At 33.9% G+C, this 18,587-nt stretch carries 19 protein-coding genes and 1 tRNA gene; 4 read left to right on the forward strand and 16 right to left on the reverse strand.

Going from position 1 to position 18,587, the window contains the following annotated elements:
• Nucleotides 1-31: 31 nt before the first annotated feature.
• From rpoD to rpsU, 3 genes are all read right to left on the reverse strand, one after another.
• Nucleotides 32-1,873 (reverse strand): RNA polymerase sigma factor RpoD, encoded by a 1,842-nt coding sequence (gene rpoD, locus A9G48_RS07370; RefSeq protein WP_034944320.1) that lies wholly within the window; start codon nucleotides 1,871-1,873, stop codon nucleotides 32-34.
• Nucleotides 1,874-1,953: 80 nt separating this feature from the next.
• The gene (gene dnaG / locus A9G48_RS07375; protein ID WP_065576017.1) at nucleotides 1,954-3,735 is read right to left on the reverse strand and encodes a DNA primase; all 1,782 of its coding nucleotides are present in this window, start codon (nucleotides 3,733-3,735) and stop codon (nucleotides 1,954-1,956) included.
• A gap of 143 nt (nucleotides 3,736-3,878) precedes the next feature.
• Nucleotides 3,879-4,094: a 30S ribosomal protein S21 gene (rpsU, locus tag A9G48_RS07380; RefSeq protein WP_034882800.1), complete on the reverse strand. Its 216-nt coding sequence runs from the start codon at nucleotides 4,092-4,094 to the stop codon at nucleotides 3,879-3,881.
• Nucleotides 4,095-4,278: 184 nt separating this feature from the next.
• Here rpsU and hemB point away from each other — a divergent pair, with 184 nt between their 5' ends.
• The gene (gene hemB, locus A9G48_RS07385) at nucleotides 4,279-5,286 is read left to right on the forward strand and encodes a porphobilinogen synthase (RefSeq protein ID WP_034944324.1); all 1,008 of its coding nucleotides are present in this window, start codon (nucleotides 4,279-4,281) and stop codon (nucleotides 5,284-5,286) included.
• 398 nt (nucleotides 5,287-5,684) lie between these two features.
• Here hemB and nudC read toward each other — a convergent pair whose 3' ends face one another.
• The 6 genes from nudC to epmB all read right to left on the reverse strand — a co-directional run bounded on the left by nudC (nucleotide 5,685) and on the right by epmB (nucleotide 10,331).
• Nucleotides 5,685-6,488: an NAD(+) diphosphatase gene (gene nudC, locus A9G48_RS07390; RefSeq protein WP_065576018.1), complete on the reverse strand. Its 804-nt coding sequence runs from the start codon at nucleotides 6,486-6,488 to the stop codon at nucleotides 5,685-5,687.
• A gap of 61 nt (nucleotides 6,489-6,549) precedes the next feature.
• Nucleotides 6,550-8,175 (reverse strand): membrane protein insertase YidC, encoded by a 1,626-nt coding sequence (gene yidC / locus A9G48_RS07395; RefSeq protein WP_034944342.1) that lies wholly within the window; start codon nucleotides 8,173-8,175, stop codon nucleotides 6,550-6,552.
• Nucleotides 8,175-8,417 carry a membrane protein insertion efficiency factor YidD gene (yidD, locus tag A9G48_RS07400; RefSeq protein ID WP_034944834.1) on the reverse strand — a complete coding sequence of 81 codons (243 nt, stop codon included), beginning with the start codon at nucleotides 8,415-8,417 and terminating at the stop codon, nucleotides 8,175-8,177. Before yidD ends, yidC begins: the two co-directional genes overlap by 1 nt.
• 47 nt (nucleotides 8,418-8,464) lie before the next feature.
• A complete protein-coding gene (gene rnpA, locus A9G48_RS07405; protein WP_065568602.1) occupies nucleotides 8,465-8,821 on the reverse strand; it encodes a ribonuclease P protein component in 357 nt (118 codons plus the stop codon).
• A gap of 11 nt (nucleotides 8,822-8,832) precedes the next feature.
• Nucleotides 8,833-8,973, reverse strand: coding sequence for a 50S ribosomal protein L34 (gene rpmH / locus A9G48_RS07410; protein WP_034944344.1), 141 nt, complete (start codon nucleotides 8,971-8,973; stop codon nucleotides 8,833-8,835).
• A gap of 332 nt (nucleotides 8,974-9,305) precedes the next feature.
• Nucleotides 9,306-10,331, reverse strand: a complete 1,026-nt coding sequence (gene epmB / locus A9G48_RS07415) for an EF-P beta-lysylation protein EpmB (RefSeq protein WP_034944345.1) — start codon at nucleotides 10,329-10,331, stop codon at nucleotides 9,306-9,308.
• A 33-nt stretch (nucleotides 10,332-10,364) separates the two neighbouring features.
• Between epmB and efp the strand changes: the two genes are divergently transcribed.
• Complete coding sequence (gene efp / locus A9G48_RS07420) at nucleotides 10,365-10,931, forward strand: elongation factor P (protein ID WP_034944346.1); 567 nt, start codon at nucleotides 10,365-10,367, stop codon at nucleotides 10,929-10,931.
• Nucleotides 10,932-11,124: 193 nt separating this feature from the next.
• Here efp and trmL read toward each other — a convergent pair whose 3' ends face one another.
• The 4 genes from trmL to thiI form a co-directional block, all read right to left on the reverse strand.
• Nucleotides 11,125-11,610 (reverse strand): tRNA (uridine(34)/cytosine(34)/5-carboxymethylaminomethyluridine(34)-2'-O)-methyltransferase TrmL, encoded by a 486-nt coding sequence (gene trmL, locus A9G48_RS07425; protein WP_065568601.1) that lies wholly within the window; start codon nucleotides 11,608-11,610, stop codon nucleotides 11,125-11,127.
• Nucleotides 11,611-11,629: 19 nt separating this feature from the next.
• Nucleotides 11,630-13,003, reverse strand: a complete 1,374-nt coding sequence (cpxA, locus tag A9G48_RS07430; RefSeq protein WP_034944836.1) for an envelope stress sensor histidine kinase CpxA — start codon at nucleotides 13,001-13,003, stop codon at nucleotides 11,630-11,632.
• Nucleotides 13,004-13,037: 34 nt separating this feature from the next.
• Nucleotides 13,038-13,757, reverse strand: coding sequence for a response regulator (locus tag A9G48_RS07435; RefSeq protein ID WP_034944350.1), 720 nt, complete (start codon nucleotides 13,755-13,757; stop codon nucleotides 13,038-13,040).
• Between the two features lie 127 nt (nucleotides 13,758-13,884).
• Nucleotides 13,885-15,345: a tRNA uracil 4-sulfurtransferase ThiI gene (gene thiI, locus A9G48_RS07440; RefSeq protein ID WP_034944353.1), complete on the reverse strand. Its 1,461-nt coding sequence runs from the start codon at nucleotides 15,343-15,345 to the stop codon at nucleotides 13,885-13,887.
• Nucleotides 15,346-15,528: 183 nt separating this feature from the next.
• On the opposite strand from thiI, the gene secG reads away from it, so the two are divergent.
• Nucleotides 15,529-15,894 carry a preprotein translocase subunit SecG gene (gene secG, locus A9G48_RS07445; protein ID WP_034944360.1) on the forward strand — a complete coding sequence of 122 codons (366 nt, stop codon included), beginning with the start codon at nucleotides 15,529-15,531 and terminating at the stop codon, nucleotides 15,892-15,894.
• A 7-nt stretch (nucleotides 15,895-15,901) separates the two neighbouring features.
• Nucleotides 15,902-15,987: transfer RNA gene (locus tag A9G48_RS07450), tRNA-Leu, on the forward strand.
• Nucleotides 15,988-16,418: 431 nt separating this feature from the next.
• Here A9G48_RS07450 and A9G48_RS07455 read toward each other — a convergent pair.
• The 3 genes from A9G48_RS07455 to A9G48_RS11650 all read right to left on the reverse strand — a co-directional run.
• Nucleotides 16,419-17,660 (reverse strand): hypothetical protein, encoded by a 1,242-nt coding sequence (locus A9G48_RS07455; protein ID WP_034944363.1) that lies wholly within the window; start codon nucleotides 17,658-17,660, stop codon nucleotides 16,419-16,421.
• A complete protein-coding gene (locus A9G48_RS11645) occupies nucleotides 17,660-17,806 on the reverse strand; it encodes a hypothetical protein (protein WP_155268310.1) in 147 nt (48 codons plus the stop codon). The genes A9G48_RS07455 and A9G48_RS11645 overlap by 1 nt, the downstream gene beginning before the upstream one ends.
• Before the next feature lie 91 nt (nucleotides 17,807-17,897).
• Nucleotides 17,898-18,587: DUF6708 domain-containing protein (locus tag A9G48_RS11650; RefSeq protein ID WP_176702006.1), on the reverse strand; the 690-nt coding region annotated here is incomplete at its 5' end.

An 18,587-nucleotide genomic window follows, 5' to 3' on the forward strand; every position in this document is an offset into this window, starting at 1 on the left:
CAAAAGTGGCGATATACAAGGAAGATAAAATTTATTCTAAAAAGCTACGCAACACATCGGAACGGCTTGGATGACGCAATTTACGCAAAGCTTTAGCTTCAATTTGACGAATACGTTCACGTGTTACATCAAACTGTTTACCAACTTCCTCTAATGTATGATCGGTATTCATATCAATGCCGAATCGCATACGTAGTACTTTCGCTTCTCGAGGTGTTAAACCAGATAAAATATCACGAGTTGCATTACGTAAACTTTCTGATGTTGCTGCATCTAATGGTTGCTCAAGTGCTGTATCTTCAATAAAATCACCTAAATGTGAATCCTCATCATCCCCAACAGGTGTTTCCATTGAAATTGGTTCTTTAGCAATCTTAAGTACTTTTCGAATTTTGTCTTCTGGCATTTGCATACGTTCAGACAACTCTTCAGGCGTCGGTTCTCGACCAATTTCCTGTAGCATTTGACGCGAAATACGATTTAATTTATTAATCGTTTCAATCATATGTACTGGGATACGAATAGTTCTAGCTTGATCTGCGATTGAACGCGTAATAGCCTGTCTTATCCACCATGTTGCATAAGTTGAAAATTTATAGCCACGGCGATACTCAAACTTATCCACAGCTTTCATCAAACCAATATTACCTTCTTGGATAAGATCTAAGAATTGTAAGCCGCGATTAGTATATTTTTTCGCAATAGAGATAACTAAACGTAAATTTGCTTCAACCATCTCTTTTTTAGCTCGCCGAGCTTTCGCTTCACCGATTGACATACGCCTATTGATATCTTTAATCTGCTCAATAGAGAGATTCGTTTCTATTTCGATTTTCTGTAATAATGCAACTTGCTCTGCAACTTGATCTTCAAACTCTTTTAAGTTAGAAGCAAATGCACCTTTTGAGTTTGATGCTTTAGTATACCAGTTCATATTATTCTCATTACCCGTAAAATAAGTCATAAACTGTTTTTTTGGCATTTTGCATTGTTCAACACAGATCTTCATAATTACACGCTCATGTGCTCTTACTCGATCCATCATACTTCTCATATTATTAACTAGAATATCAAATTGTTTACCAACTAAACGAAATTGCTTGAAAATTTCTGATAGGTTTTCGATCTCTTTTTGTGCCTTTTTGTGGGCTCGTCCATACTTTTTAATAGCCTCAGACGTTTTATCATGTTGCTCTTTTAACTCAATAAACTTAGCCCTTGCTACTTCAGGATCAATGGACACATCATCATCTGCAGATGAATCACCGTCTTCATCTTCATTTTCATCATTACTATCATCAATATCAATCTCTGTTTCGCTTTCTTCTAAATTTTCGGGAAGCGTATCTGTAGAACTTTCTGCATTAGGATCAACAAAACCAGTAATGATATCAGATAAACGAATGTCTCCACTTTCAATTAAATTATACTGTTCTAAAAGATAAGTAATTGCTTCTGGATATTCTGATACCGAAATCTGAACTTGATTAATACCTTCTTCTATACGTTTTGCTATATCAATTTCGCCCTCTCGTGTTAATAGTTCAACAGCCCCCATCTCACGCATATACATACGTACAGGATCTGTTGTTCTACCTATTTCTGATTCAACATTAGACAGTACTAATGCTGTTGCTGCTTCAACAGCCTCCTCATCAGGGACATTATCTGAAAGTAATAGGTCATCAGAATCAGGGGCTTCTTCAAGAACTTGAATCCCCATATCATTAATCATTTGGATAATATCTTCAATCTGATCTGAATCAATAATCTCTTCAGGCAAGTGATCGTTAACATCAGCATAGGTTAAGTATCCTAGCTCCTTACCTCGAATGATCAGGAGTTTTAGCTGTGATTGAGAATTTTGCTCCATAAAAGGTGTCCACATTTAGTTATTCAGTCATGTATATTATATACACAAAACAAAAATGCTGTTCTGTATATAGCCTATATTTAGTCTTTTTTTGATAAAACAAGTATTAGTGTCGCTAGTTCTTTTTTCTCTGCGGTACTTAAGCCAGAGACTCTCTCTTTTGCGATCAGTTCATCTTGCCTTTGGGCGAGTATATTATCATATAACTCTTTTAATGTATGAGAAAAAAATGACTCTATTTGGTTGTCTTGATAATGATACTCCCATGTTGCTAAACGCTTTAATTGTTTATAAAATGGTTTATCTACACACTCAGTTAATATCTGTGCTGTTGTTATATTTGGGTAATGTTGGCATAATTCAAGTAATTCAATCAAAATTTCAATACCAGCCATCTTCACTTTACGTAAAACATTAATATCAGATACTTGCTTTGCAAGATTAGGGTATTGAAGCAACAAGCCAATTAAAATGCGCATAGTAGTTAATTTCATTTGTGAAACATGCACTTTTTCAACTGTTTTTTCATTACTACTAAAACGGCTTTCACGTAATAAAAGTTCAAGTTGAGATACGTCTAACAACCCTAAATAACTACCTAACTGCTGTAATAAATTTAATCGAAATGCTTTTGCTTTAACTTGATCAAGAAGTGGTAAAGCTAATGAACTCAATTTGGCTTTACCTTCTGCCGTTTTTAAATCAACTTTTTTTAAAAGTTCATCAAATAAAAACTTTGATAAATTTGGGGCCGCTTTTAAATAAGCTTCAAATCCCTCTTTACCAATTTTTCGAACCAAACTATCTGGATCTTCGTCTTGTGGTAAAAAAGCAAAGGTGATTTCTTTTCCGTCAATTAAAGAAGGTAATAATACATTTAGAGCCCTCCAAGCAGCACTTCGTCCTGCATTATCACCATCATAACAAAATATAACTGAATCGGTAGCCCTAAATAAAAGCTTAATATGCTCTTCAGACGTCGAGGTACCCAAAGCAGCAACTGCATAATCAATGCCATATTGCGCAAGAGAAACAACATCCATATAGCCTTCAACAACAACTAATTGCTCAGGATTACGATTAACTTCTTGAGCCTCATAAAGTCCATATAATTGAAAACCTTTGTGAAAGATGGGTGTTTCTGGTGAATTAATATATTTCGCAGAATCGTTTATAATTGTTCGCCCACCAAATGCAATAACATTACCCTGCCTATCACGAATAGGAAACATAATTCGCCCACGAAAACGATCATATTGATTCCCTTTATCATTGGTTACCAGCATACCTGCTTGATCATAAAGCGCCGCTTCTGTTTTAGTTTTGACAACATTTTGTGATGTCAATCTCCACTCGTTAGGTGCAAAACCAATTTTATATCGTGCAATGATTTCTTTATTAAGGCCTCTTTGTTCAAGATATTGATTAGCCTCTTTTGATGTTGGTAATGATAACTGACTTTGATAAAAATTAGTTATTTTTGCCATTAACGTATACAAATCGCGACGAACATTACGAGATTCAATATGTTTGGATTGATCTATTTGATTTTGTTCGTTATCGACATAAGGGACTCTAATCCCTTGCATACTGGCTAATTCTTCAATGGCTTCTGGAAAAGATAACCGTTCATATTGCATTAAAAAAGTTACAACGGAACCGGATGCACCACATCCAAAACAATGATAGATCTGTTTTTTCTCACTAAGTGAGAAAGAAGCTGTTTTTTCATCATGAAACGGACAACAACCAAAATAGTTATTCCCCTTTTTTTTCATTTTTACGCGTTTGCTGATAACATCAAGAATGCTAGTTCGAGCTATCAATTCCAAAATAAAATCGCGAGGAATTTGGCCTTTCATGATAAAATTTCAACCAATATTGGCATTGTAGAAAGACAACAAGCCGTATCTAATATACAGCTTGTTAGAATTCTTTATATTAAAAAATAACAAATTGATTTAAATATCAATTTAAATTTGATATATAAATAATCGCAAAAATATTAGTATAAACGAGTGCGACGAGCGTTTTCTCTTTCTAACTTTTTAGCATGGCGTTTAACTGCCGCTGCTTTAGCACGTTTACGAATAGTTGTTGGCTTTTCGTAAAACTCACGGTTACGAACTTCAGCTAGAACTCCTGCTTTTTCGCAAGAACGTTTAAAACGACGTAACGCTACATCAAAAGGTTCATTTTCACGTACTTTAATTACTGGCATGTGCCTCTCACCTCAAATTGGTTAATATCACAAAGGACTAAAAATTAGTTCGCAATTCTACCTCTAATTAATATACGTTGTAAAGTAAAAAATCGAATTATTGTAATACAGCAAATTAATTTGCTAAACATCATTTAGCAATAGATAATTACCCATAATTTAATAAAAATAAGCAGGAGCTTTTATGTCACTTTTTATTGCTGGTCAATATCCCAAACGTCGTTTACGCCGTAGTCGCGCACAAGATTTTACTCGCCGCTTAGTTACTGAAAATATTTTGACCGTTAATGACCTTATTTATCCAGTTTTTATCATTGAAGGCACCAACATCCTTCAATCAATCCCTTCCATGCCGCAAGTCAATAGAATGAGTATTGATGTATTATTGAAGGAAGCTGAACAAGTTGCTAAATTGGGGATTCCGGTTCTTTCAATATTTCCAGCTATAGAATCAGACAAAAAAACACTCCTCGGTAAAGAGGCTTACAATGAAAACGGCCTCGTTCCTAGAGCTATACGTGCATTAAAAAAAGAAATTCCTGAAATTGGCATATTATCTGATGTCGCACTTGATCCTTATACCACTCATGGTCAAGATGGTATCATTGATAACAATGGTTATGTTGAAAATGATATATCTGTTAACGCATTGGTCAAACAAGCTTTGATGCAAGCTCATGCAGGTGTTGATATTATAGCTCCGAGTGATATGATGGATGGACGTATTGGTGCGATTCGCGATGAACTTGAAGCACAAGGATTTTATAATACCCAAATTATGTCTTATTCTGCTAAGTATGCCTCAAGTTTTTATGGTCCATTCCGTGATGCAGTTGGTTCAGCAAAAAATATTGGAAATGGCAATAAAAAAACTTACCAACTTGATCCTGCAAACAGTAACGAAGCTTTACAAGAAATTTATCAAGATATTACTGAAGGAGCTGATATGGTAATGGTTAAACCAGGAATGCCTTATCTAGACATAGTACGTAGGGTAAAAGAGACATTTGCTGTACCAACCTTTGCTTATCAGGTCTCTGGAGAATATGCAATGTTAACATCTGCAATACAAAATGGTTGGTTAGACGAAGAATCGGCAATTATGGAATCACTACTTTGTTTCAAGCGAGCAGGTGCCGACGGAATCTTAACCTATTTTGCAAAACAAGTAGCTCAATGGCTAAATAACTAATAATCAAGATGAGAATATAAATAAAATCGACATACTCACATAAATGTCGTTTTTATTTATTAGCTTTTGATTGATAAACAAATGAGTTAATAAAAATGTTAAGTTAACATTGCCCCTAATTCGCAAAATTAATTCCCTCCAAATACGTATTATTTCCCCTTCATAATAATTTATAAAAAAAATAATCTTCAAATTAAAAAAGGTTAATGCTTATGATAATACAATTGGACGCTAGTAATCTGCTTGATGTGAGATGATTAAAAAAAACAAAATTTCCAAACGCGGGGGGGGTTGATGTAAACGTTATTAATAATATGCATAAATTAAATATAAAACGTTTCACTATCATAAATAAGCATAAAATATCTAACAGCTGACAATAACGCTAACAAATATAATTAATCACCGCCAAACTCGTCATATTCTCGGCAAAGTATAATCGTATCCTCAATCAGACGCCGAGCTATAGTACCATAATTAGGAATTTTAGGTAACGCTGTGTAATGATACCAATTGGCTTCAATTAATTCGACTGGATCTACTTCAATTTCACCACTATCATAATCTGCCAAATAAGCCATCATTAGAGAATTAGGAAATGGCCAAGGTTGTGAGCCAATATAACGAATATTTTTAATTTTAATTTTTGATTCTTCAAAGACTTCTCGTTCAACAGCGGCTTCCACTGTTTCTCCTACCTCGATAAAACCAGCTAAAACGGTGTATAAGTTTTCTTTATTGTGTTTGACATGCTTTGCCAATAAAATTTTATTTTTATGCCGAATCGACACAATAATTGACGGCGATATCTGTGGATAATAACGTTGATGACAGTTATCACACAAACAACACCATTCCGTCTTGCTAAGATGCATTTTTTTACCACAGTAACCGCAAAATTTATGCGATCGATAAAACTCTGATAATTGTATAGCCCTCCCTGCCATATTAAACAATGATTGATCTGCACCATCAAGGAATGGACGTATGGAACACATTTCGTTTTCCATTTCTCGGCAAATCAACCAAGCAGTTTGCCCATTCCATTCGCCTATTGGTTGAGCAAGTTGATCAGCAAAACCAAATTCACTAGCAAATCCAACTGGAACCTCACCATTAGGTAACCATAATCTTCCGTTTTGGCTAACAAACCAATAGCCTTTTTCATTGCCACTTAAATTAAATTGTTGTTGTAAATTCATATTTATTAAAACCCAATAGAAAAAACAAAAGGAGGTTTTTTACTCCTCCTTTTTAATAAAATTATTTCTTTTTCTTCTCATGAAGCCCTTTTTTTTCAAGCTCCCAGTAAATAATACGTTGCTGGGCAATTGTGAATAAGTTACTTACAATATAGTATAAAACTAATCCTGAAGGGAACCATAAAAAGAATACAGTGAAAATTAATGGCATATAAGTCATTAATTTCTGTTGCAACGGATCAGTAACAGGGGTCGGTGACATCTTCTGAATTAAGAACATGGTACCACCCATTAATAAAGGTAAAATATAATAAGGATCTTGTGCTGATAAGTCATGAATCCAAAGAGCAAATGGCGCATGACGTAATTCAACTGTATTCCCTAGCATATAGAATAATGATAAGAAAATTGGCATTTGAATAAGTAGTGGTAAACAACCGCCTAATGGATTCACTTTTTCTTGCTTATAAAGCGCCATGGTTTCCATACTCATTTTTTGTCTATCATCACCATAACGCTCTTTTAAGGCTTGCAAACGAGGTTGCAATATCTTCATTTTAGCCATTGAACGATATTGAGCACGTGTTAAAGGAAATAAAATACCACGAACAATAAATGTGATAACAATAATTGCAAAGCCCCAGTTACCTATAAAACTATGGATAAATTTCAATAAATAAAATAGTGGTTGAGATAAGAACCATAGCCATCCATAATCAACTATCAAATCAAGATGATTAGCCGTTTCTTTTAATTGGCTTTGAATTTCTGGTCCTAACCATAATTTTGCGCCAATAGTTTGTGTACTACCAGCAGGAATAACAGTTGACTCACCTTTAAAACCGATTGTTGCTTGCGAATTTTTAGCGGTCGCTCGAGAATAAAATAAATTATCTTGATTCTGTGCAGGAACCCATGCTGAAGCAAAATAGTGTTGCAACATTGCAATCCAACCAGTTTGGGTATTAACTGATAAAGCTTTATCCTTAATATCATCAAAACTATATTTACTATAATTTGTACTAGAACTTGAATAAGCTGTACCACGGAAGGCGCTCAATCCTAATCCGCCTCCTCCTTCTGTCACTGCATCATGAGGTAATTCAATTGTCTGTTTTAATTGCCCATACATAGACACTTCAACGGGAACTTGTCTTTGATTATTAATTGTATACTGAACATCAATTGCATAACTACCACGATGTAGCACGTAATATTTAGTATAATCTACGCCATTGACTTGATAGGTTAATGGTACCCGTAATTCATCTTGTCCATCAGCTAACACATACTCTGTCTGCTGAGCTTGATATACTGGACGTTTTGCACCTTGAATGGCATTATCTGGACCATCTTTTCCAGTTAATCCACTTTCCGCAATATATACAAAATCAGGTCGAGAAGTCAAAAGTTGGAAAGGCGTACCAGAGTGAAGTATTTGCTCATATTTCAACAACTGAGCAGCCTGTACATCACCCCCATAGGTATTAATGATCAGTGATAATACATCCGATTTTACAGTAATTGTTTTACCAAGAGCCTCACCATTAGGTGTATCATCTTCATTCACTTGTGATAATTGGTTCGCCATTGGCACTTTAGGAGCATGGTCTTCTTCCCACGCTTTCCAAATAAAAAATGATAAAAAAAGTAAAGCAATAACTAAAATATTACGTTGAGATGCCATTAGTGTTTTTCTCTTTTGTTTTTAGTATTAGGAGGAACAGGATCTTCTCCTCCTTCATGTAAAGGGTGACATTTTAATACACGTTTGACCGTTAGCCAACCTCCTTTTATTAACCCAAAGCGTCTTAGTGCAATTATTGAATATTGGGAACAACTCGGAGTAAAACGACATTTTGGACCAAATAGGGGGCTAATAACACGTTGGTAAGCTCGAACAAAAAAAATAAAAACATTAACTATCAATGCATTAAACGCAAAAACATGCTGTTTGATAATCAATATAATTTTATTTAAACTCCGTGTTTGGCGATGATTCGTTGGCATAACTTATCTAATGTTACAACTAGTTGTTGATTTTCTAAGTTTATAACCGGTGCTTTAGCCATCAAAATAAAATCAATACTGGGTAATTGATGTTGTCGATGTCGAAAATATTCTTTTGCCAGGCGTTTGATACGATTACGTTCATGTGCTCGCTTAACCTGTTTTTTAGCTATAGCAAAACCCAAACGGGGATACGTCAAATTATTTTTACGAGCAACCAAGGTAAGAAAAGGAGACCCAGCGCGAATGGGATCTTCAAAGACACGATTAAAATCAAAGGGAGTCAACAATCGCAACTCCCGAGGAAAAGTGAGTTTAATCACTCAACTTTAAATCAGCTAGCAACAGTCAAACGAGCACGGCCTTTAGCACGGCGGCGAGCAAGAACCTGACGACCGTTTTTAGTAGCCATACGAGCGCGAAAACCGTGAGTTCTATTACGTTTTAATACTGATGGTTGAAATGTGCGTTTCATGACGATTTATATCCAAATCTAATTTATCAACAAGTTGCAGAGTATAGACTCCACAGCATTAATTAAAGAGGTCAGAATTATAGAAGCTATTTTATTTTTCGTCAATCAGATTTTATGCATGAAATGATGAGAAAATATTTTAAAACTCAACTATGGCACAATAAAATAAAAAACATAATACATCGCCTATCAAAAGCAAATAAAAGTATCATGTTAGGGCATTAAAATTACAAATCATCAATGACAGATAATGACAATTTTACAAATATTGAAATTATATTCTGAACAAAACGTAGCAACACAATTAATAACCATAAAAAGCTATCATCAAATTAATCACAGAATCCTAACACACGCTTACTCTTTTCCCCACCAATTTCACGTGCTAATTTGGGTACTAAATAACCAGAAACTTGCTCGGATAGTTGTTTCATTATCTGTCTAGCCTTTCGATCATCTATCATAAAATGAGCAGCTCCTTGTACTTTATCCAATAAATGTATGTAATAAGGCAAAATACCAACATTAAACAATTTATTACTCAAATTAGCTAATGTATCAGCACTATCATTAATATTTTTTAATAAAACGCTTTGATTGAGCACGGTAACATTATGTTGTTTTAATAATGAAACAGCCTTAGCAATAGTATCATCAATTTCATTTGGGTGATTAATATGCGTAACAACTAAAATTTGTAATCGACTTTTTGCAAACAATTGGCATAGTTTACATGTAATACGTGATGGTATAACAACAGCTAAACGAGTATGAATACGTAACCGTTTAATGTGGGGAATCTTTTCTAATGCTGTTATTAAAAAAGCGATTTCATCATCTTTTGCCATTAAGGGATCCCCTCCTGAAAGGATAATTTCATTAAGTTCCGAGTGATTGGCAATGTATTCAAGCGCAGCATTAAGATTTTTCTTATTCCCTTGATTTTCATGATAAGGGAAATGCCTTCTAAAACAATAACGACAATTAATCGCACAAGCTGTTTTTGTTATTAGTAAGGCTCGATTATGATATTTGTGTAGTAATCCAGGAATAGCATTATCCTGCTCATGCAAAGGATCATTACTATAGCCGTTAACATAAATCATTTCATGATCATGACAAAGGACTTGCAATAAAAGGGGATCATTATAATCCTTCTTCTTCATTCGCTGTATAAAGGTCATGGGAACACGCAGTGGAAATTGTTTTTTCGCCTGTAACATCGAAATAGTTATTGAACTAGGATCTAGCTCTAAATAAGAGTACAGTTTATTAATATCGGTTACAACATTTGCAAGATCAAAAATCCAGTCATCTTTATTTGGTAGTTCTACTTTTTGCTGTATAATGTGGCTCATTTTTTGTAATCCAGAATGATAATTGGAGCTTTTATGGCATCTTATAGTACTAATGAGTTTAAAGCCGGCCTTAAAATAATGCAAGATGGCGAGCCATGTGTAATTGTTGAAAATGAATTTTATAAACCTGGTAAAGGGCAAGCTATTAACCGTGTGAAAATTAAAAAATTACTTTCAGGTAAAACAGTTGATAAAACTTTTAAATCAGGGGAATCAGTTGAAGCCGCTGATGTTGTCGATATGAATTTAACTTATCTATATACAGACGGCGAATTTTGGCACTTCATGAATAATGAGACTTTTGAACAACTTTCTGCTGATACTAAAGCTGTTGGCGACAATGCTAAATGGTTAGTCGATCAAGCTGAATGTATTTTAACACTTTGGAATGGTCAACCGATTGCAGTTACGCCACCAAACTTTGTTGAGCTCGAAGTGATTGAAACTGATCCAGGTTTAAAAGGTGATACTGCCGGAACAGGTGGTAAACCAGCAACTTTATCAACTGGGGCGGTAGTTCGTGTACCATTATTTATACAAATTGGTGAAATACTTAAAGTTGATACGCGTTCAGGTGAATATGTTTCGCGAGTTAAATAAACATTAGTTAATATAATTATTTCTATACCTGAATGATATAGAAATAAAAAGAGAGGATAATATAACCTCTCTTTTTATTTAAAGATTGAAGATAATCTTTAATTTAAACTCATAAATTAATCAGCTGAGCTTATTATCATCAGAAACAAATAAACAATTAGTTACAAAAATTTTATAACTTCATAATTCTAAATCACTTTGCACCAAAATAATCTAATTGCCGCCATGATTCATAAACCACAACTGCAACTGAATTAGATAAATTCATACTGCGACTGCTCGCTAACATCGGGATACGAATTTTTTTATCTTGCGGTAAAATATCAAGAATTGATGCAGGTAAGCCTCGGGTTTCAGGTCCAAACATCAAAAAATCATTTTCTTTATATTTTACATCGCTATGTGACTTTTGCCCTTTAGTTGTTAAAGCATAAACTTGCGTGACTAAATTAATTTGATTCGAGTTTAAAAAATGATTGAGATTTTTATAACGTTTAACATTGACGAACTCTTGATAATCAAGTCCTGCTCGCCTTAGTTTTTTATCATCCCAGAAAAAACCCATTGGCTCAATAATATGTAGATTAAAACCAGTATTAGCACAAAGGCGAATAATATTACCGGTATTTGCTGGGATCTCAGGTTCAAATAAAACGATATTTAACGCAGCATTTGACACAATTATATCTCTTTAAAAGTTAATATTTATGAATTGGCAATACTATCACAATTCTAAGTCCACCAAGATGACTTTTCTCAGCTTTAACCGTACCATTATCACGAGTGATCGCATTAGATACAATGGCTAGCCCTAAGCCTGTTCCTCCTGTTTCACGATCTCGAGCCTCACTTGTACGGTAAAAAGGTCGAAAAATTTGCTCTAACTCATTATCAGCAACCCCTACACCATCATCATCAATAGTGATAGTAATGTGTTGTTGCTGAGCAACAAAATTCAACACAATTTCATGATTTGAATAGCGAAAGGCATTACGTATAACATTTTCAAGAGCACTGCATAAAGCGACAGGATAACATAAAATAGTATGATTTGTTGGTGGATTAATAACCAAGAATTTTTTACCAATTTGTTCCGCTTCGAAAGAGGCATTTTCAAGTACTTGTCTAAATAACACATTCATTGTGTTAAATTCACGAATTTCATTATTGTCATATTGTTGTCTTGCTAAAGACAACAAATCGCCAATCATCGCATCAAGTTTTAATGCTTCATTATTAATACGGGAAACTTCATTGCTTTCTCCTTGCTTACGACGCAATAAAGATGCAGCTAATTGTAAGCGAGTTAAGGGTGTACGTAATTCATGAGAAATATCAGAAAATAAATGTTGCTGTAACTCCTGCATCCTTTTAAGCTCTCTTAACATATGATTAAAACTTGCGCCTGTGGCTTTATACTCAGTAGATCCTATTTTTTCAAGTTCTGGCCACTCTCGTAAATTTCCTTTTGCAACTTGATCAGCAGCCTGCTTTAAGCCACGAGCAGGTTTTGCAATACTCCAAGACAGCCAAAGTAAAAAAGGCGAGCTTGCTAACATAGTTAAAATTAATAGCAAGAAAGGATGATCAAAAATTAAATTAACAAATTGAGATTGGATATCTGAAGCAGGCTGCAATACGTATAATTGGTAATTAGCACCCGCATAATTAATTAGGAATGGACCTATAACCTCTTGTGAATCATAGATTTTCTTAGCTGGATCATCAACATTATGTGACTTTTCACTAAAGTTCCTAATACGATCTATATTTTTAGTATCAGCGGTAATAATTTGTCCATTTGGTGTAACAATAAATAAAAACTGACCTGGTTTTTGGTGGTTATCCATCAAAACAATAAAACGCATCCACCAACGAAAACTATTTTTCGGTATATTAGTTAGCTCTTTTTCGAGCTGATTAGCAAGCATATTGCCAATCTCTTTCTCTTTATTTGCCAAATAAGTTAAATTTCGAGAATCGAGATTTGGCAATAGCGTAATCAGCATCAAAAAAAAAGCTATAGTAAGCAAGAAAATAGTGAAAATTCTGATAGTTAACCGATCAAAAATCCACATAATTTCCTTCCTTATTTAAAATAATATCCTAATTATGTAAGAGCTCATCACTTTGGTCTACAACAAAAAGGTAGCCTTTAGAGCGTAAAGTTTTAATCCACGGCAAACCATCACTACGTGGAGGAAGCTTTTTACGCAAATTAGATACATGAACATCAATTGAACGAGCTAATGGAATAAACTCTTTACCTAAAACTGTTTCGCTCAAGGTATCTCGAGAAATTATCTTCCCTGCATTTTCAAGTAATTTTAACAATATTTGAAATTCAGTTCCGGTTAATTCAATATACTTATCATCGAAAGAAACAGATTGTTGTTTACGATTAACAGTAAGTTTATCAATAGTATATTGAATAGATTTTTCCCCAAAGCCTCCGACTAAATTATCCCAGCGCTTTCGACGTAAAAGTGCGTTGATTCTGGCAACAAGTTCCCTGTCATTAAATGGTTTTAAAATATAATCATCTGCACCAAGCTCTAGCCCAATAATCTTATCAAATTCATTATCTTTAGCGGTTAAAAAAATAACAGGTACAGTGTATTTATTTCTAAGCTGAGATAACACACTGAGCCCATTCATTTCAGGCATCATAATATCAAGTAAAATAAGATCAATAGTACTGTCAAACTTTTCTAAAGCTTGCACTCCATTGTTTGCTGTTACAACTTCAAATCCTTCTATTTCTAATAATTCACATAATAACGAGGCTATTTCTGGATCATCATCAACTACAAGTAATTTGTTCATTACAACCCTCTTAATCCTATTAATTCATTACATTATTTTATTATTTAATATTTATCCTATTTTGATGAAACTTAATATTCTCCATTAACTTTATTATATATGTAAACGGTAACAACAATATACAAAATTATTGTCTATTTTGGATTTTAAATACGTTAACATTAGAAAAACCTTGATCAATTAAGTAAAGTGCTTGTAATTTGCTCATCACACCACGATCACAATAAAGTAAATACTGCTTAGATTGATCTAAATCAGCAAACTTCGTTGCTAATTTGTAAAATGGAATTAATTTAATTTCGACATCATTTAATACAAGTGGTTGTTCTTCTTGTTCTTCATAGGAACGAATATCAATAATAATATGTTCAGGATTAATTGATGTAACCGTTTCCAATTGAGTAATAACTGTATTAGCTTGTTTAGCAATTTCACGAATATCAATATTTTCGGCTTCTTCAACGGCCTTATCTAAAATCGAGAAATCAAAATTCTGCTCTTCCGCTTCAATTTTCTCTTTAACGGCCTTAACAGTAGGGCTTTTTGATATTACCCCACAAAACTCAGGCATTGTTTTAGCAATGTCTTCTGTGCCAATTTGGCGAGCAAGCTTAATAATGGTTTCTTTATCGTGAGTAATAAGTGGACGTAAAACCAATGTATCACTAACATTATCAATTAAACGCAAATTTGTTAGCGTTTGGCTTGATACTTGCCCCAATGCCTCACCAGTTACAAGCGCTTCAACTTTATAGCGCTGAGCCACTTTAGATGCTGCACGAATCATCATACGTTTTAAAATAACGCCCATTTGGCCATCATCAACTTTTTCTAATATCTCTCCGACAACATTAGAAAAATCAATAGAGATAAAACGAACTTTATGTGAACTTCCAAACTGCTCCCATAAATAGTGAGCCATTTGTTTAACACCGATTTCGTGTGTTTTTCCGCCAAGATTAAAAAAGCAATAATGTACCCTTGAGCCACGTCTAATAAACATATAACTTGATACACCAGAATCGAAGCCACCAGAAATAAGCGAAATAACATCTTCTTGAGTACCTGTAGGAAAACCACCAATACCGGCGTATCGACCTTTCACAAGCAACAATTTATCTTTATCAACTTCTAAATTAACAGTTATATCAGGTTGCGTTAATTTAACTTTGGCTGAAGCAACAAATTGATTAAGTCCGCCACCCACATAGCGCTCAACATCAATGGAAGAGAAAGGATGTTGCCCACGGCGTTTAACTCGCACGCAAAATGTTTTATTTTCAATCAAAGGTGCATAATAATCTAATGTTTTTTCATAAATGTCATGGAGATCAACAAACGTTAACTCATCAACAACGAGGATATGGTGAATACCTGGAATACGCATTAATAGATTTAATATTTGATTTTCACTATTGCCAACTTTCGGACGGACTTCTATAAAATCCCAATGACGGACGACTGCAACGTTCTCAATATGGTGCTTTAAAATATTACGAATATTGCTTGTTAATATCTTAATAAATCGCAAACGAACTGAATCACTTTTAATGGTAATTTCGGGAAAAAGCTTAACTATAAATTTCATAAAACTAAGGCGTACTAACTATATAAAAATGGCAATATTATACTTATTTTTCCTCAAAAACACACAATTGATTACGATAAATACAGAAAATAGCAAAATATACTTGCTTGTTGGTCACTCTTTCGCTAATATTTCGCATCTATAAAATTTTGTTGTATAACACATAAAAATTGACAGGTTGAAATGTACGGACTTTTAATTGCAGGTTATTTGATTATTGCCCTTGTGATAATTATTTTAGTATTGATCCAGCGCGGAAAAGGTGCTGATATGGGTTCATCGTTTGGTGCTGGTGCATCAGCAACATTATTTGGCTCATCTGGAAGTGGTAACTTTTTAACTCATGCAACAGCTATTTTAGGGGTACTATTTTTTGTTATAAGCATCGTATTATCAAATATGGGGAATTCAAGTAAAAATAGCGAATTCCATAATATCGAAGCGAATGAAAGTGCACCGGTAGCAACACAACAAAATACAGATGAACAAAAAGCTCCGATCACACAACAACCAACAAGTAAAAATCCAACATCAGATATTCCTGAATAAAAACAGTGCCGTGGTGGTGAAATTGGTAGACACGCTATCTTGAGGGGGTAGTGCTCTAAGGGCATGCGGGTTCAAGTCCCGCCCACGGCACCAAATCAATAAACAGTAATATTCTTTTAAATTCTGCAAAGTATATCAAATCCAACAGTAACAAGTCTTGAAGGCTATGCTATCATCCTGAAAGTATCAATGAAGTACACTTATAACAAAAGTTTTAAAATTGCAATTAGATATACCGGTAGCATATAACTAAAGGTCGAAGGAAGCCTCAACACAATTGATGCAACGGCTAGTTTTATAATGGAGAATAGAGATTAATTCTTTTTTGGTCAGAGAAGAACACTAGGTTCATTTTGTTTACTAAAAGTCTAAAAAACGTGAAATCTAACCTAACTTAAAAACTACTTTAATTTCGGATATTTTTAACATTAAAAGTAAATTTCATGCACACACACGAAATTCACTTTATTTAAAACCATAACTTTCGCTTTTAGCAAACTTTATCTTACTCAATAAAAACCATGTTAAATAATTCCATTATCACTACTGCTTTTATTATTGTTTTGCGAACATGAAACAGCAGAAACAGTAGCTTTTTGAGGTTTCCCAATTACTATCAACTGGTTACTTTTAGAATTATAAGCATTTTCAATAGCTAAAGACAAGCATAGCCAATATGAACAAAGCCCTGCATAACCAATAGAGCCTTCAACATTCAACATATTCTTTGGTTTAAACTCAATTTGATTAAAGTAATTGGCAATATTAATTTTTAACTCTGAAGATACACCGTTATACCATACGCTATCATAACTTGCATTATTGACATTACCCCATAACAAAGCATTATCAATAGTTTGGCTTAACGATGAAGTTTGTTCACTTCGGTGTACTTTTACTAATATAGAGTCATCCTCTAACAAGGCGCTAATATCGGTATTTTCACCGGCTAAAAAAAGCCATGATGCAAATTCACCTTCATTTTTAGTCGGGATATCGAACAGATGTAGATTGAAGATTAGAAGTAAATCATTATAATATTCTTCATTATCTAGCCATGACTCTATAAATGTGTTTGAATCGCTTGGCTTTTCAAATACAAAACTAGCTGGGTGAGGAATAATTGTTCCTATTGTTTCATTCCATAATGTTTGTAATTTATCTATTTCGACACTTTTACCAATCTCCATAAATAAACGCACATGAATATTTTCATGAGCTAAAAGGGTGGAAAATTTATTTTTGAGTTCTTTTTTCCACTGATTAAATAAAAATGTTAAGTAACCATTAACGTTATTGATATCTATTTCGCTATTTAAAAATAAAGAAGTATGGGGAACAACAGTCGAGCATGTAGGATGGTGTTTTGAAGTCATTAAAAAACGATTATCTATCAAAGCAGCGGCATTTCCGATTGTTCCTTTTTCTGTGATAAGCGAATACCCTAAAACCGATAAACCTCTTTGCCCATCATTTATCATCTCCTCTTTGCGCTGTTCTCGATATAAATTCCATTCATTATTATAAATTTTGCGATAACTATAAGCATAAAAACGGTACAAAAAAAGCCCACCCCAAATAAGCACAGGGAAAACAAAAGCTCCCGATAAAAATAGAGCATTTGGGATACGATAAAAAAAACTGGCAACTACTGTAATGATAGTGCCAATAAATATAAACACAATCAACAAAAGCGCCCATAATCTTAAATTTAACTTTTTAGCTTCGGGCATTGGCTTTGGCAGTGATGTTAAATCTATAGACATTAGCTTTTTCCTACTTCTAATAGTGATAAGATTAAAGAGCTTCTACAAACGCTTTTATGACCATTTAAAGCTATTGATACGGTAATAACTTTCCCACCATGAACTGTTGAATTAGCAAAACAAATCACCGCTTTTAAATTACTCATTTTTATTTCCTTTATTATTTTCTTGCTTATGAACGTATTTTAGTCTATTTTACAAAAAATTTAACTTTTATCACATCAACATATTGATTTACTATACTTTTTTATATTCGGCATCTATTTGTTGATATTCTTCAAGCGAGCTGGCTTTGGATTTTTTGTCGATTTCTTCTGGCCAGTTGACTTTGATTGACCATGTGAATTCTTCTTCTGGCATAAATTCGGCATCCAAATTATTATCAGAAAAAGCCATATAGCTATTTATCCACATCCATTCCTCATAACCTAAACTGGTATCAGCAGCCAACAGAAAATGGTCAATCACTTTAGTGGTATTAGGCTCACATACCACACATTCTAGACGATAGCTTCTAACCATTCCGCCACTAGCAAGAGGAACTGATACTGAGGTCATACAACCTTGAATATCTGCCCAATTAAACTCTTTAACCGTTATCTCTTTAGCTCTAAAGGGCGAGCGAGTAAAGGTAGCCCATGAACCACAATATAACAGAAAATGGTCATAAATATAAACCTTACCTGTTTTACGGTTAAAGCGAACAGGACAATCTTCAGGACAGAATAAAAAAGTAAGAAAAAATTGAATAAATATTTGACTGCACATTAAAAACACAAAAAATAAAAAAATAAATAGTGCTTTATAGGTATCAAAATAAAATATAGCAAAAAGTACAGCAACTAATCCAGAATTTGCTATCAATACACATATAAAGAAAAGAATAATAACAATCAATCTAATTAATAAGCTTCCCATCCCTGTGAA

Source organism: Gilliamella sp. wkB18 (genome assembly GCF_001690875.1).
Classification (GTDB): Bacteria; Pseudomonadota; Gammaproteobacteria; order Enterobacterales; family Orbaceae; genus Gilliamella; species Gilliamella apicola_A.

What these genes read in the sequence shown, in the direction of transcription:
- rpoD (WP_034944320.1), bottom strand. Translation starts at nt 1,873, where the DNA reads ATGGAGCAAAATTCTCAATCACAGCTAAAACTCCTGATCATTCGAGGT.
- dnaG (WP_065576017.1), bottom strand. Translation starts at nt 3,735, where the DNA reads ATGAAAGGCCAAATTCCTCGCGATTTTATTTTGGAATTGATAGCTCGA.
- rpsU (WP_034882800.1), bottom strand. Translation starts at nt 4,094, where the DNA reads ATGCCAGTAATTAAAGTACGTGAAAATGAACCTTTTGATGTAGCGTTA.
- hemB (WP_034944324.1), top strand. Translation starts at nt 4,279, where the DNA reads ATGTCACTTTTTATTGCTGGTCAATATCCCAAACGTCGTTTACGCCGT.
- nudC (WP_065576018.1), bottom strand. Translation starts at nt 6,488, where the DNA reads ATGAATTTACAACAACAATTTAATTTAAGTGGCAATGAAAAAGGCTAT.
- yidC (WP_034944342.1), bottom strand. Translation starts at nt 8,175, where the DNA reads ATGGCATCTCAACGTAATATTTTAGTTATTGCTTTACTTTTTTTATCA.
- rpmH (WP_034944344.1), bottom strand. Translation starts at nt 8,973, where the DNA reads ATGAAACGCACATTTCAACCATCAGTATTAAAACGTAATAGAACTCAC.
- epmB (WP_034944345.1), bottom strand. Translation starts at nt 10,331, where the DNA reads ATGAGCCACATTATACAGCAAAAAGTAGAACTACCAAATAAAGATGAC.
- efp (WP_034944346.1), top strand. Translation starts at nt 10,365, where the DNA reads ATGGCATCTTATAGTACTAATGAGTTTAAAGCCGGCCTTAAAATAATG.
- A9G48_RS07435 (WP_034944350.1), bottom strand. Translation starts at nt 13,757, where the DNA reads ATGAACAAATTACTTGTAGTTGATGATGATCCAGAAATAGCCTCGTTA.
- thiI (WP_034944353.1), bottom strand. Translation starts at nt 15,345, where the DNA reads ATGAAATTTATAGTTAAGCTTTTTCCCGAAATTACCATTAAAAGTGAT.
- secG (WP_034944360.1), top strand. Translation starts at nt 15,529, where the DNA reads ATGTACGGACTTTTAATTGCAGGTTATTTGATTATTGCCCTTGTGATA.
- A9G48_RS07455 (WP_034944363.1), bottom strand. Translation starts at nt 17,660, where the DNA reads ATGTCTATAGATTTAACATCACTGCCAAAGCCAATGCCCGAAGCTAAA.
- A9G48_RS11645 (WP_155268310.1), bottom strand. Translation starts at nt 17,806, where the DNA reads ATGAGTAATTTAAAAGCGGTGATTTGTTTTGCTAATTCAACAGTTCAT.